The sequence below is a fragment of the Streptomyces sp. NPDC046197 genome (assembly GCF_040646295.1).
In the GTDB taxonomy this organism is placed as follows: Bacteria; Actinomycetota; Actinomycetes; order Streptomycetales; family Streptomycetaceae; genus Streptomyces.
The window spans coordinates 1-13,406 of record NZ_JBEYZY010000072.1; the positions used below are offsets into that span (position 1 = coordinate 1).

Here is a 13,406-nt window from a genome sequence, read left to right on the forward strand (position 1 = left end):
CCCCTTCGGCTTCCTCGCGGCCGGCGCGTGGGGGTGGTGGGACTGGGTGGGCTCTTGCTGTTGGTTGGAGGGGCGGGCACAGTCGGCCCCTGACATCAGGGTTCCTGTGGCACTCAGCCGGCCCCGGCGCGCCCCTTCGGCTTCCTCGCGGCCGGCGCGTGGGGGTGGTGGGACTGGGTGGGCTCTTGCTGTTGGTTGGAGGGGCGGGCACAGTCGGCCCCTGACACAAGGGTTCCTGTGGCACTCAGCCGGCCCCGGCGCGCCCCTTCGGCTCCCTCGCGGCCGGCGCGTGGGGGTGGTGGGACTGGGTGGGCTCTTGCTGTTGGTTGGAGGGGCGGGCACAGTCGGCCCCTGACACCAGGGGCCCTGTGGCACTCAGCCGGCACCGCCACGCGCCCTCGGCCCCCTCGCGGCCGGCGCCTGGGGGCGGCGGGACTTGGTGTGCTCTTGCCCTTGGGCCGTAGCAGGGCAGGCGCAGCCGGCACCCGACACCAGCGCCCCTGTGGCACTCAGCCGGCCCCGGCTCCGGCGCGCCCCTTCGGCCCCCTTACGGCCGGCGCCTGGGGGCGGCGGGACTTGGTGGGCTCTTGCCGTTGGGCCGCCTCAGCCCACTGGGTCAGCTCGCCAGTGCGGCTGTGTGTACCGCTCGTGCCAGGCGGTCGTTCTCCGGTGCCGGACCGGTGGGGAAGGCGGACCGGCGTCGGGTGTAGCCGTAGGCCAGGCCGCTGCGTGGGTCGGCGAAGGCCTGGGAGCCGGTCGCGCCGCTGTGCCCGATCGCGCCCGCGCCGAGGAACGGGTGCCAGGTGTCCGCGGTCGCCTGGAAGCCCAGCCCGTACGACCTGTGCGCCCGGGCCACCAGGTCGTACCCGGCCGAGTGGAACTGCCCGAACTCCGCCACGGTGTCCGGCTTGAGCAGCGGCGCCTCGCCGTCGACCTCGCTGATCGCCGCCGCGTACAGCCCAGCGAGCCCGCGGGCCGACGCCACCCCGCCGACCGAGGCGGGGCCCTTGGCGCGGATCAGCCGTTCGTTGGGCAGGGTCTGCAGGTCGGTCGGCTCGCTGCCGTGGAGGTTGAAGGCGATGGCGGAGAGCGTGTGCGGACCGGTGTGCTGCTTGTCGAGCTCGGCCTGCTGCTCGGGCGTGGGCGTCATCGGCTGCACGGTGCGGTAGCGGGGCTCCTGGGACGCGGGCAGGCCGAGGAAGAAGTCCAGGCCGTAGGCGGCCCGGATGCGCTCCTCGTGCAGTTCCTGGATCGTACGGCCGGTCGCACGCCGTACGATCTCGCCGGTGAGCGCGCCGATGACCAGGGCGTGGTAGCCGAACCCGGTGCCCGGCCGCCAGAACGGCCTTTGGTCCGCGAGACGTTCGGCGATCACCCGGTCGTCGGCCAGCTCGGCGAGCGTGAACCCGGTGTCGGTCCCGACCAGGCCCGCCCGGTGCGCGAGCAGCTCGCGCAGGGTCAGCGAGCCCTTGCCCTCGGCCGCGAACTCCGGCCAGTAGTAGGTGACTCTGCGGTCCAGTTCCAGAGTGCCGTCCTGGACGAGCAGTGCGACCACGAGGTGGGCGGCGCCCTTGGCCGACGAGTGCACCGCGTACAGGCAGGTCCCGTCGTTCTCCGCCCCGGCCCACAGGTCCACCACCTGCCGCCCGTGGACGTACGCGCACAGCTGTCCTTCGTAGTCGGCCCGTTCCCCGGCGACGAACGCGGCGAACTCCTCGCGCACCGCTTCGTAGCCGTCGGCGACGGTGCCGTGGATCTCCTGGGTCATCCGCTCTCCTCAACCTGACCGCTGCTCGCTGGTGACACAGTGAACAAAGGGTTTCCCGGGAATCGGTACGGCGAGGTGCCCCCGTTCGACTCAACCGCGCCGAGAGCGCGTTGATGTCACCGATGTCCCGGACGGAGCACGGCGGGAGGGTTCCACAGGGCATGCTGGGGGCGGGCGCCGGCGCGAGGGACCGGTACCGGGTGCGTGTGCGGCGAGGAGAGGGCCATGGCGACGATTCCTACGCTCCCCAGCAGGGACGCCGTGCTGCGCATGGCACGCGGTACCACGGACATCACCGGCCAACTCCTGGACACGGTGCAGAACATCACCCGGATCGCGATCAACACCCTGGATCCTCGGGACGGTTCGGGTGCCGAGGCGCTGCGTGTGCTGCGCCGGACGACGGCCGAACTCGCCGAGGCCAGCGCCTCGCCGCAGGCCCAGGAGGCCTTCTACCGCGTCGTCGACACGCTCACCCGGCTCGGCACCAGTGCCTCGCCGCTGGCGGTGCACCCGGTGAGCGAGCCGGCGCAGGCGCTGCTGGCGGCGCTGGGCGACAGCCTGCTGCCCGTGCTGGACGCGGTGGAACCGGCGGTCGAGGAGTGTGCCGCGGTGCTGGGCGAGCTGGTCGAGGCGATGTCGCCGCTGCTGCCCGCGGCGGCCGGCCTGGCCGCCGGCACGCTGCTGGCCCTCGCCCCGGTGATCCGCGCCGCGGCCGAGGTGCTGCGCGACTCGACTCCCGAACTGCGCCGCATCGCCGACGCGTTGACCACGGCGCTGGCCCCGCTGCTGCCGCTCCAGGCCGCGCTGGCCGAACGGGCGGCGGCCGCCGGGGCGGGCGTGGTGCGCACCGCCCTGCCGCCCCTGGCCGACCTCACGGAGGCGGCGGCGGAGGCGACGAAGGCGGCCCGCCCGGTCCTGGTCGCAGGGGAGGAGCTCCTCGTGGCCGGGCTGGAACAGCTCCAGCCGCTTCTGCTGAGCACGGCCTCCCGCGCGGGCCGGGTGGCACGCGAGGCGGCGGTCAGGGTGTCGGCGGCGGTGAGCCCGGCGGGGGAGGGGGGAGTGGTCGTGGCGGTCACGCCGGTCTGAACCGGTTCGGCCGGGACCGGACCGGACCGGCCCGAGGAGGCCCCGCCGGGACCGATCAGCAGACAAGCACACCCCGATAAAGTTGAGGCATGCACGATCTCGGGGCGGGTTTCAGGTATCTCCTCAAGGGCCAGCGCTGGATGGCCCGGCACGGCAGGTCGTACGGCTTCGGCCTGCTCCCCGGCCTGGTGACGCTGGTCCTCTACGCGGTCGCACTCACCGCGCTCGCCCTGTGGGGCGAGGACGCCGTGACCTGGGCCACCCCCTTCGCCGACGGCTGGCCGGGCCCCTGGCTCGGCCTCTTCCGCGGCTTCCTCACCGCCGTGCTCTTCGCCCTCGCCCTCCTCCTCGCCGTGGTCACCTTCACCGCCGTGACGTTGCTGATCGGCCAGCCCTTCTACGAGAACCTCTCCGAGCGGGTGGACCGCGAGGCGTCCCCGGACGGCACGGCGCCCGAGTCCGGCCTGCCGCTCTGGCGCGAGTTGTGGATCTCGGCCCGCGACAGCCTCCGCATCGTCGTCCGGGCCGCCCTGTGGGGCGTCCTCCTCTTCGCCCTCGGCTTCCTGCCGTTCGTCGGCCAGACGGCCGTGCCGGTACTCGGTTTCCTGGTCACCGGCTTCTTCCTCACCGAGGAGCTGACCGCCGTGGCCCTCCAGCGCCGGGGCGTCGGACTGCGCGCCCGCCTCGCCCTGCTCCGCTCCCGCCGGACCCTGGTCTGGGGCTTCGGCACGCCGCTGGGCCTGGCCTTCCTGGTCCCGTTCGTGGCGGTCTTCCTGATGCCGGGCGCGGTCGCGGGCGCGACGCTGCTCGCCCGCGACCTGCTCGGCGAGGAGACGGTCACCCCGACGCCGCAGCCACCGCCACCGTCAGAATCGCCCGCACCTGCGCGATGATGTCCAGCCGGTTGCGCACGAAGTCCGGGTCGGTGACCGAGCCCGTCGCCGGATCGGTGTTGCCGGTGCCGAACTGCAGGACGGGCGTGTGCACATGGCCGCCCGGAAGCCTGTCGTGGAGGCCGAGGCGGTCCCGGAGCAGCGTGGCGCGGTAGGCGATCTCGTTGGACAGGTAGTCGCCGCCGCCTCCGGCCCGGGCCGTGGAGCCGGGTGTCGGACCGTCCGGCCGTACCACGGGCTCGGTGCCGGCCGCCGGGATCTCCGTCACCTCGGTGTGGTCGTACACGGGGAAACGCCCGGTGTGCGCGGCCACGACGGCCCGGTACGGCAGGGTCGTCGTCGTCCACTGCGGCTGCGAGGCCGGGTCGGTGACCGGGACGGTCCCGGTCCTGCCGACGTTGTCGTTGTCGGGGAAGCCCCCGCGCCACGCCCCGTTGGTGCGCTCGACGTCGAAACGCCCGACCCGGCCCTGGCTCACGGTCGTGAACAGGTCCGTGCCGGGCAGGTACGGCCGCAGTGTCCGTTCCACCGTGTTGTCGGCGAAGTCCTGCCAGCGCACCGGGAACACGGCGGTCTCGATCCGCGCCGGGCCGGCCGCCGTCCGGATCACCGTGCCGTCGAGGGCGAGCGCGGCCGCCCCGGAGGGGTTGGAGATCCGGATGTCACGGTCCAGTGTGAACGGGTCGAATCCGGTGACCAGAACCCGCTTGAGCCTTTCCGTTCCCTGCGGGTAGCGGATGTCGGTCTGCCCGCGTGAGGTCCGCTCCAGGTCGTCCAGCAGGGCGGCCCGTTGGGTCTCACTGAGCCCGAAAGCCGGTGTCCAGGTCCGTACTTCCCGCGTCATCCCCAGCCGCGCCCAGTACAGCGGACGGTCGTCGTCCCGGCTGATGTCCCCGCCGGCCGGCCCGCGACCCTGCGCCCGGTCGACCGCCCGCCGCCACAGCGCGGCCCCCTCGCGGACGACGACGTGCCGGGCCTCGACACACGAGTGCGTGCTTGCCAGCTCGCGGGCGAACTCGGGAGCCACCGAGTCGAATCCGGAGCGCCGCAGGATCTCCTGCGGTACGGCCTCGCCGAGCCGCTGCTCCTCGACGGTGGGGACGGGAGCCGCAACGCCGGCGGTCGCGGACGCCGTCGTCGGGGCCGACAGGCCTGCCAGCAGGGCGAGACCGAGCATGCCGATCCGAACGCGTAAAGAATTCAAAGGGGTTCAGGTCCTTCCGTCGCCGTGAGGTGCGTACCGCCGGACGGCCGCAGTATCGCGTGACGGACGTGACCTGCGCCACGGTGCGTGGCTCGGGAGAAGTCGTGGGTGTTTGTGAAAGGTTCGTAGGAGGTTGCGGCGGGCCGCCTCGTGGCCGGTCTCCGGGGCGCGGCGACGATTAACGTCTGAGCCGGGAGAAGCCTCCCCACGAGCAGCCCCGGTCCGGGACCTGACCCTGGACCGGGGCTTACAAGGGCCGGCTGGTGCCCCTCTGGGGCACTAGCGCACCGAGAAGCCGTACACCGTCTCCGACGTGAAGACCTGGCCCGGTCTCAGCTCGGTGCTCGGGAACTCCGGCCGGTTGGGGGAGTCCGGGAAGTGCTGTGTCTCCAGGGCGATCGCGTCACCGGAGGCGAAGGGATGGGTGAGATGGTCGGCGGTGTACAGCTGGAGGCCCGGCTCGGTCGTCGCCACCGTGAGCACCCGCCCGGACGCCGGGTCGTACAGCTCGGCCACCTCCTGGGCCGCGGCGGTCACGCCCTTGTCCAGCACGAAGTTGTGGTCGTAGCCGGAACCCGCCTTGCGGGGCAGCCGGAAGTCGAAGCGCGTCCCGGCCACCTCCTCCGGTGCGCCGGCCGGGATCCCGTCCCTGCCGACCGGCGTGTACCGGGAGGCGGCGAGCCGCAGTTCGTGGCCGGCCGTGTTGCCGGAGCCGCTCAGGTTCCAGTACGAGTGGTTGGTCGGGTTGAACACCGTGGGCGCGTCCGTGACCGCCTCGTAGAGGATCCGCAGCGCGCCTGACTGCTCCAGCGTGTAGGTCGCCGTGACCCGCAGCCGGCCGGGGAAGCCCTCCTCGCCGTGCGGGCTGACCCGGGTGAGGCGAACGCCGTGCTCCACGGGCGACACCTCCCACACCCGCTTGTCGAAACCGCGGTCGCCGCCGTGCAGCGAGTTGGGCCCGTCGTTCTGGACCAGCGCGTACATCCGGCCGTCCAGCACGAAGCGGCCCCGGGCGATCCGGTTGGCGTACCGGCCGACGAGGGCGCCGAGGAACGGTTCGGGGTGGGCCAGGTAGCCGTCCAGATCGGGAAAGCCCAGCACCACGCCCGCCGTACGACCCTCTCGGTCCGGCACCTCGACCGACTGCACGATCCCGCCGTACGACAACACCCGTACCCGCACTCCGGCCCGCTCCAGCGTCCAGCGATGCACCGGGGTTCCGTCGGAAAGCGTGCCGAACGGTTCGCTCATGTGGCTCATGTGGCTCATGTGAGAAACCCTCAGGTCGCGGGGGACTTCGCCGTGATGGTGCGGTAGGCGATCTCGGCGAGCCGCGCCTGCCCGTTCCGGCTGGGATGGAACCAGTCCCACTGACTGAGCTGCTCGGTGCCGAAGCGGTAGTCGAAGACGGCGTTGCCGTCGAAGCGGCAGCGGCGGTCCTTGGCGCAGACCTCCTTCAGCACCTCGTTGTATGCCTCCACGCGCGCCTCGACCGTGTCGCGCCGCGCCGTCGCCGTGGCGCCCAGCTCGTCCGCGTCGGCCAGCATCGACGGGCAGATGCCGAGCTTCCACACCTGCTTGCCCAGCGGGTTCGTGCGGCCCTCCGACCACAGGCGCTTCAGGTTGGGCACGCTGGAGACGTACACCTCGGTCTTCGGCAGCGCCTGGCGCAGCGTGTCCATCGCGTCCTGGAACTCGGCGCGGAAGTCCCCCACCGAGGTCATCGCGGACGTCGAGGCACGGCAGGCGTCATTCGCGCCGGCCATCACCGTCACCAGTTCGGGCTTCCTCAGCGCGGCCTGCGCCATCTGGCCGGTCAGATCGGCCATCCGGGAACCCGTCACCGCGTAGTTCCAGCTGCGCTGCGCGGCCCCGGTCGCCCCGAGCAGCCGCACGGCGAGGCTGTCCACCGCGGCGTCGCTGCCCGTCGCCCACGAGACCTCGGGACAGTCGGACAGCACCGTGCAGGCGTCGAAGCCACGGGTGATGGAGTCGCCGACCGCGGCGATCGAGCCCGGACGGGTGTTCCACGTCGGGACCGGCGCCGCGGCCGCGCGGGACGCTCTGGCGCCGGTGTCCTTCGGGCCGGAGGCATGGTCACCCATGGCGTCGCAGCCCGCGGTGGCCAGCACGGCCGCCGTCGCAACGGTGACAGCGGCCCGCTTACGGTGGCTTCGCTTCCGCATCCCCTGGTGATCCCCTCGGTCGTCGTGCAGTGCTCCCCTTCAGAAGAACGCGTGTGGGTTCCCAGTCTCACCCGATGCAACGGCGAGCACCCGTACAAGCGTCCCCCTGGGTGAATGGCGGGGGTTTCCTCCCCCTGGGAGCGACGGTACGTCACACTCCTTGCGCCGCCGCACGGTAGCCTCGCCATCAATGTGGCCGTCGCGCCACTGCCGCCCGCCATGTCCCGCTCTGCCCGGAGGTCCCGGTGACGACACGTGGAGTTCTGTACGTGCACTCCGCGCCGCGCGCGCTGTGCCCGCACGTCGAGTGGGCCGTCGCCGGGGTGCTCGGCACGCGTGTGAGCCTCGACTGGATCCGGCAGCCCGCCGCGCCCGGCACCTGGCGCTCGGAGTTCTCCTGGCAGGGCGAGGCCGGCACCGCCTCCAAGCTCGCCTCCGCGCTGCGCGGCTGGCACCTGCTGCGCTTCGAGGTCACCGCCGAACCCTGCCCCACCGCCGAGGGCGAGCGCTACAGCTGCACCCCGGACCTGGGCATCTTCCACGCCGTCACCGGCATCCACGGCGACATCCTCATCCCCGAGGACCGCCTGCGCGCGGCCCTGGTCCGCTCCCAGCAGGGTGAGAGCGACCTGGAGGCCGAGCTGGCCAAGCTCCTGGGCAAGCCGTGGGACGACGAGCTGGAGCCCTTCAGATACGCGGGCGAGGGAGCCCCGGTCCGGTGGCTGCACCAGGTGGTGTGACGTTCCGTGACACGAGGAAGGGCCCCCACCGGCCGGTGGGGGCCCTTCTCACACATCAGCGGGCGGTGCTCAGATCGTCCGGAACGCCAGCACCACGTTGTGCCCACCGAACCCGAACGAGTCGTTCAGCGCGGCGATCCGTCCCTCGACGGGCAGCTTGCGCGCCTCACCGCGGACCACGTCCGCGTTCGCCTCGGCCTCGGGGTCGATGTTCTCCACGTTGATGGTCGGCGGAGCCACCCGGTGGTACAGCGCCAGCACCGTCGCCACGGACTCGACACCGCCCGCGCCACCCAGCAGGTGTCCGGTCATCGACTTCGTCGCGGAGACCGCCATGTGGTCCGCGTCGTCGCCGAACACCTTGCGCAGCGCCTTCAACTCGGCGATGTCACCGGCGGGCGTGGACGTGGCGTGCGCGTTGACGTGCATGATCTCGGACGGGTCCAGGTCCGTGCGGTCCAGCAGGTTCTGCAGGGCGTGCGAGATGCCACGGCCCTCGGGCTCCGGCTGCACGATGTCGTGGGCGTCGGCGGAGATGCCCTGGCCGACCGCCTCCGCGTAGACGCGGGCACCGCGCTTGGCGGCGTGCTCGGCGGACTCCAGGACGAGAACGCCGGCACCCTCGCCGAGGACGAAGCCGTCGCGGTCGACGTCGTAGGGACGCGAGGCGCCCTCGGGGTCCTCGTTGTTCTTGGACATCGCCATCATGTTGCCGAACGCGGCGATCGGCAGCGGGTGGATCGCCGCCTCCGTGCCGCCGGCGACGACGACGTCGGCGCGGCCGGTGCGGATCATCTCGATGGCGTAGCCGATGGCCTCGGCGCCCGACGCACAGGCGGAGACCGGCGTGTGCACGCCCGCGCGGGCACCCACGAGCAGGCCCACGTTGGCCGAGGGGCCGTTCGGCATCAGCATCGGCACGGTGTGCGGGGAGACACGGCGGACGCCCTTGTCCTTCAGCACGTCGTACTGGTCGAGCAGGGTCGTCACGCCGCCGATGCCGGAGGCGATGACCGCACCGAGCCGGTCCGGGTCGATGCTGTCGTCCTCGCCCGCCCTCGCGGTGAAGCCGGCGTCCTTCCACGCCTCCTGGGCGGCGATCAGCGCGAACTGCGCGGAGCGGTCCAGACGACGGGCCTGCGGCCGCGGAATGACCTCGGTCGGCTCCACGGCGACCGGGGCCGCGATTCGGACGGCCTGCTCGGCCGCCCACTCCTGCTCCAGGGGCTTGACGCCGGACCTGCCGGCCACCAGCCCCTCCCAGGTAGAGGCTGCGTCGCCACCCAGCGGTGTGGTTGCGCCGATACCGGTGACGACCACGGTGCGATTGGTCGAGCTCACGGGAATTCTTTCTCCAACGGATGCGAGGATTCAACGGCGCCACCGCCGGGTGGCGGGGCAGGCGGCCCAGGACACCGGCCGGCCGGCCGGGCCCGGGCCTCAGGTCCTGTCGTCAAGCTCCCGTCGTCCGTCCGAAGGGCGGGCCCTGCGGCGCCAGGTGCGGGCTCTCGGTGTGCCGGGCTCTGGTCCTCGTACTGGATGTACTTGGGGCAGGGCCCGGCGCGGCGAGAGGGCGTGCATGGCGTCGCGGGGCAGGCGGGAGTTCGACGACAGGGCCTAGCCCAGGAGATCGGTCGATCAGCCCTGGTGCTTGAGGATGTAGTCGGTCGCGTCGCCGACCGTCTTGAGGTTCTTGACGTCCTCGTCCGGGATCTTGACGTCGAAGCGCTCTTCGGCGGCGACGACGACCTCGACCATGGACAGCGAGTCGACGTCCAGGTCGTCGGTGAAGGACTTGTCCAGCTGGACGTCCTCGGTGGGGATCCCGGCGATCTCGTTCACGATCTCCGCGAGACCGGCGACGATCTCTTCCTGAGTGGCGGCCATGTCGGCGCTCCTTCGTAGATATCCAGAGGGTGTGGCGCCCGCCGCGGCAGCGGCAGGGTGGTGCGGTTCTCGCGCCGGAGAGCATGATCCGGCACGGAGTGCCTAGGGGAGAGTAACGACCGTCGCGGCGTAAACGAGACCCGCCCCGAAGCCGATGACGAGCGCGGTGTCGCCGCTCTTCGCCTCGCCGGTCGCCAGGAGCCGCTCCATCGCGAGCGGAATCGAGGCGGCCGAGGTGTTGCCGGTGGTGCGGATGTCACGGGCGACCGTGACGTGCTCCGGCAGTTTCAGTGTCTTCACCATCGAGTCGATGATCCGCACATTGGCCTGGTGCGGGATGAAGACATCCAGGTCGTCCGGGCTGATCCCGGCCGCGTCCAGCGCCTGCTGAGCGACCTTCGCCATCTCGAACACGGCCCAGCGGAACACCGCCTGGCCCTCCTGCGTGATCGCAGGGAACTTGATGTTGCCGTCGCTGTCCACCGGCAGCCCGGACACGTCGCCGGTGGACACGAAGCGGTCCCACGGCACGGTCTGCTTGATCGTCTCGGACTTGTCGCCCTCGGAGCCCCACACGGTGGGACCGATCGCGGGCTCCTGCGAGGGGCCGACCACGACCGCGCCCGCGCCGTCGCCGAACAGGAAGGCCGTGGCCCGGTCCTCCAGGTCGGTCAGGTCGGACAGCCGCTCCACACCGATGACGAGTACGTACTCCGCCGAGCCCTCGACGATCATGCCCTTGGCGAGGGTGAGACCGTAGCCGAAGCCCGCGCAGCCCGCCGAGATGTCGAACGCGGCCGCCTTGTCGGTGCCCAGCTTGTCGGCGATCTCGGTGGCGACGGCCGGGGTCTGGCTGAAGTGCGAGACGGTCGAGACGACCACGGCGCCGATCTGCCCGGCGTCGATCCCGGCGTCCGCGATGGCCTTGCCGGAGGCCTCCAGCGACATCGCCGCGATGGTCTCCTCCGGTGACGCCCAGTGCCGGGTCTCGATGCCGGAGCGCGAGCGGATCCACTCGTCGGACGAGTCGATCTTCTCGAGGATCACCTCGTTGGGCACCACACGGGTGGGGCGGTAGCCGCCCACGCCGAGGATGCGCGCGTACGGGGCGCCCTTGCTGGGCTTGATCTTCGACATGATCGTCGGCTCCTCGGGGGGTCAGGCGTGGGCGTGCTCGGCGATGAGCTCGCGGGCCGCGTCCAGGTCGTCGGGGGTCTTCAGCGCCAGCGTCTTCACGCCGGGCAGCGCGCGCTTGGCGAGGTTCGTCAGGGTGCCGCCGGGGCACACCTCGACGATCGCGGTGGCGCCGAGCTCCTTGAAGGTCTCCATGCACAGGTCCCAGCGGACCGGGTTGGCGACCTGGCCGACCAGACGGTCGATGATCTCCGTGCCGCTGTGCACGGCACGGCCGTCCTTGTTGGAGACGTACGTGACCTTCGGGTCGGTGGGCGAGAGCGCCTTGGCGGCCTCGGCCAGCTTGTCGACCGCGGGGGCCATGTGGTGGGTGTGGAAGGCGCCGGCCACCTTCAGCGCGACGACCTTGCGGACCCCTTCGGGCTGGTTCTCCTCCAGCGCGGCGATCTGCTCGAGCGTGCCGGCGGCCACGATCTGGCCCGCGCCGTTGACGTTCGCCGCCGTCAGGCCCAGCCGCTCCAGGTGCGGGACGGTGACCTCGGGGTCGCCGCCGAGCAGGGCGGCCATGCCGGTCTCGGTGATCGCTGCCGCCTCGGCCATCGCCAGGCCGCGCTTGCGTACGAGGGCCAGCGCGGCGGTGTCGTCGAGCACACCCGCGAAGGCGGCGGCGGTGATCTCCCCGACGCTGTGACCCGCGACGGCGCCCGGGTCGATGTCGGCGATGTCACCCAGTGCCGCGGCGGAGAGGATGCCGGCCGCGACGAGCAGCGGCTGCGCCACCGCGGTGTCGCGGATCGCGTCCGCGTCGGCCTGCGTGCCGTAGTGGGCGAGGTCCAGTCCGATGGCGTCCGACCAGGCGGCGACGCGGTCGGCGGCACCGGGCAGTTCAAGCCAGGGAGTCAGGAAGCCGGGCGTCTGGGCGCCCTGGCCGGGAGCGACGAGTACGAGCACTCTCACACTCTCTCTTGGGGACGGCCAGCGCCGCCCGTGGGGACAGGGACGAAGAACACGAGGGGGTTTTGTGGGCCCCCGACAAAAGCCTAGGCCTGGAGATCTCCGTCGGCCAGACGCCCCAGGATCAGCGCGATCCGCAGCGTGAACGCGGATCGTACATCGGATGGCGACCAACCGGTGACGTCAGTCACACGTCGGAGCCGGTAGCGCACGGTGTTCGGGTGAACGAAGAGCATCCGCGCCGCGCCTTCCAGACTGCTCGCCTGCTCCAGATAGACGCTGAGCGTTTCCAAAAGCGCCGACCCCGCTTCCTCCAGCGGTCTGTAGATCTCCTCCACCAGTTGCTCGCGGGCGCTCGGATCACCGGCGATGGCGCGCTCCGGCAGCAGATCGTCCGCCAGTACCGGCCGTGGGGCGTCCTGCCAGGCTGAGCAGGCCTTCAGCCCGGCCGCGGCGGCCTGCGCGGACCGGGTCGCGGCGAGCAGATCGGGCACGATCGGCCCGGCGACGACGGGCCCCGCGGCGAACGGCCCGATGAGCGACTTGGCGACCGCGAGCGGGTTGTCGCTGCCGCCCGCGATCACGACCAGCCGGTCGCCGAGCACGCCGGTGAGGACCTGAACCTTGGCATGGCGGGAGGCCCGCCGGATCGCCTCCACGGTCAGCTCGGAGTCGCCGTCGGGCGCCGTGCCGAGGACCACGCACACGTGCTCGGGGGAGTTCCAGCCGAGCGCGGCGGCACGCGAGACGGCGCCCTCGTCCGCCTCGCCGGACAGCACGGCGTTGACGACGAGGGACTCAAGACGCGCGTCCCAGGCGCCGCGTGCCTCGGCGGCCTGGGCGTAGACCTGGGCGGTGGCGAAGGCGATCTCGCGGGCGTAGACCAGCAGCGCCTCGCGCAGCACCGACTCGTCCCCCGGCGCCGCCACCTCGTCGATGGCGGACTCCATGACCTCGATCGTGGTGCGCACCATCTCGACCGTCTGCCGCAAGGTGATCGCCCGGGTCAGCTCGCGGGGGGCGGTGCCGAAGACGTCGGTGGAGATGGCCTGGGGGGCGTCGGGGTGCCGGAACCACTCGGTGAACGCGGCGATGCCCGCCTGGGCGACCAGCCCGATCCAGGACCGGTTCTCCGGGGGCATGGCCCGGTACCACGGGAGCGTCTCGTCCATGCGCGCGATCGCCTGGGCGGCGAGCGATCCGGAGGACTTCTCCAGCCGTTTCAGGGTCGCGGCGTGCGGATGGATGCCGTGGGCTACGGCGTCGGGCTTACGGGATTCGGGTTCGGGCACGGGGACAAGACTGCCTTATCCGGACTCCAGTGCGTGCGGGCGGGGGGGAGGGGCTTGATGACTCGGTCGCGTGCGGGATGGCTCGGGCGCGTGCTGGATGGCTCGGTCGCCTGCGGGGCGCCCGCGCCGGTGTCGAGACGGCGATCGTGCTCAGCGCTTCGCGCCGCGTGCTGGATGGCTCGGTCGCCTGCGGGGCGCCCGCGCCGGTGTCGAGACGGCGATCGTGCTCAGCGCTTCGCGCCGCGTGCTGGATGGCTCG

General features: G+C 72.1%; 12 protein-coding genes. 3 read left to right on the top strand and 9 right to left on the bottom strand.

Translation table 11 applies throughout. The features are described from left to right. Positions 1-616: 616 nt before the first annotated feature. The gene (locus AB0A61_RS40395) at positions 617-1,768 is read right to left on the bottom strand and encodes a serine hydrolase domain-containing protein (protein ID WP_361304443.1); all 1,152 of its coding nucleotides are present in this window, start codon (positions 1,766-1,768) and stop codon (positions 617-619) included. 225 nt (positions 1,769-1,993) lie between these two features. Here AB0A61_RS40395 and AB0A61_RS40400 point away from each other — a divergent pair, with 225 nt between their 5' ends. After that, positions 1,994-2,857 (top strand): hypothetical protein, encoded by an 864-nt coding sequence (locus AB0A61_RS40400; protein WP_361304446.1) that lies wholly within the window; start codon positions 1,994-1,996, stop codon positions 2,855-2,857. An 89-nt stretch (positions 2,858-2,946) separates the two neighbouring features. Further along, complete coding sequence (locus AB0A61_RS40405) at positions 2,947-3,750, top strand: EI24 domain-containing protein (protein WP_361304449.1); 804 nt, start codon at positions 2,947-2,949, stop codon at positions 3,748-3,750. Here the strand turns inward: AB0A61_RS40405 and AB0A61_RS40410 are convergent. The 3 genes from AB0A61_RS40410 to AB0A61_RS40420 form a co-directional block, all read right to left on the bottom strand. Further along, positions 3,695-4,954, bottom strand: coding sequence for a pyroglutamyl peptidase (locus AB0A61_RS40410; RefSeq protein ID WP_361304452.1), 1,260 nt, complete (start codon positions 4,952-4,954; stop codon positions 3,695-3,697). The two genes, AB0A61_RS40405 and AB0A61_RS40410, sit on opposite strands and share 56 nt — an antisense overlap. A gap of 279 nt (positions 4,955-5,233) precedes the next feature. Then, the gene (locus AB0A61_RS40415; protein WP_361304474.1) at positions 5,234-6,205 is read right to left on the bottom strand and encodes an aldose epimerase family protein; all 972 of its coding nucleotides are present in this window, start codon (positions 6,203-6,205) and stop codon (positions 5,234-5,236) included. A gap of 29 nt (positions 6,206-6,234) precedes the next feature. Further along, positions 6,235-7,140: an SGNH/GDSL hydrolase family protein gene (locus AB0A61_RS40420; RefSeq protein ID WP_361304455.1), complete on the bottom strand. Its 906-nt coding sequence runs from the start codon at positions 7,138-7,140 to the stop codon at positions 6,235-6,237. A 245-nt stretch (positions 7,141-7,385) separates the two neighbouring features. On the opposite strand from AB0A61_RS40420, the gene AB0A61_RS40425 reads away from it, so the two are divergent. Further along, positions 7,386-7,880 carry a DUF3145 domain-containing protein gene (locus AB0A61_RS40425; protein ID WP_361304458.1) on the top strand — a complete coding sequence of 165 codons (495 nt, stop codon included), beginning with the start codon at positions 7,386-7,388 and terminating at the stop codon, positions 7,878-7,880. A gap of 69 nt (positions 7,881-7,949) precedes the next feature. Here AB0A61_RS40425 and fabF read toward each other — a convergent pair whose 3' ends face one another. The 5 genes from fabF to fasR all read right to left on the bottom strand — a co-directional run bounded on the left by fabF (position 7,950) and on the right by fasR (position 13,147). Next, positions 7,950-9,221, bottom strand: coding sequence for a beta-ketoacyl-ACP synthase II (gene fabF / locus AB0A61_RS40430; RefSeq protein WP_361304461.1), 1,272 nt, complete (start codon positions 9,219-9,221; stop codon positions 7,950-7,952). A 297-nt stretch (positions 9,222-9,518) separates the two neighbouring features. Beyond that, positions 9,519-9,767, bottom strand: a complete 249-nt coding sequence (locus tag AB0A61_RS40435) for an acyl carrier protein (protein WP_135785772.1) — start codon at positions 9,765-9,767, stop codon at positions 9,519-9,521. 102 nt (positions 9,768-9,869) lie between these two features. Next, positions 9,870-10,904: a ketoacyl-ACP synthase III gene (locus AB0A61_RS40440; protein ID WP_361304464.1), complete on the bottom strand. Its 1,035-nt coding sequence runs from the start codon at positions 10,902-10,904 to the stop codon at positions 9,870-9,872. 21 nt (positions 10,905-10,925) lie between these two features. Further along, the gene (locus AB0A61_RS40445) at positions 10,926-11,852 is read right to left on the bottom strand and encodes an ACP S-malonyltransferase (protein WP_361304467.1); all 927 of its coding nucleotides are present in this window, start codon (positions 11,850-11,852) and stop codon (positions 10,926-10,928) included. 89 nt (positions 11,853-11,941) lie between these two features. Next, positions 11,942-13,147 carry a fatty acid biosynthesis transcriptional regulator FasR gene (gene fasR, locus AB0A61_RS40450; protein ID WP_361304470.1) on the bottom strand — a complete coding sequence of 402 codons (1,206 nt, stop codon included), beginning with the start codon at positions 13,145-13,147 and terminating at the stop codon, positions 11,942-11,944. Positions 13,148-13,406: the final 259 nt, after the last annotated feature.

Coding starts and splice junctions, on each gene's coding strand:
- AB0A61_RS40395 (WP_361304443.1), bottom strand. CDS start 1,768: ATGACCCAGGAGATCCACGGCACCGTCGCCGACGGCTACGAAGCGGTG.
- AB0A61_RS40400 (WP_361304446.1), top strand. CDS start 1,994: ATGGCGACGATTCCTACGCTCCCCAGCAGGGACGCCGTGCTGCGCATG.
- AB0A61_RS40405 (WP_361304449.1), top strand. CDS start 2,947: ATGCACGATCTCGGGGCGGGTTTCAGGTATCTCCTCAAGGGCCAGCGC.
- AB0A61_RS40420 (WP_361304455.1), bottom strand. CDS start 7,140: ATGCGGAAGCGAAGCCACCGTAAGCGGGCCGCTGTCACCGTTGCGACG.
- AB0A61_RS40415 (WP_361304474.1), bottom strand. CDS start 6,205: ATGAGCGAACCGTTCGGCACGCTTTCCGACGGAACCCCGGTGCATCGC.
- AB0A61_RS40435 (WP_135785772.1), bottom strand. CDS start 9,767: ATGGCCGCCACTCAGGAAGAGATCGTCGCCGGTCTCGCGGAGATCGTG.
- AB0A61_RS40440 (WP_361304464.1), bottom strand. CDS start 10,904: ATGTCGAAGATCAAGCCCAGCAAGGGCGCCCCGTACGCGCGCATCCTC.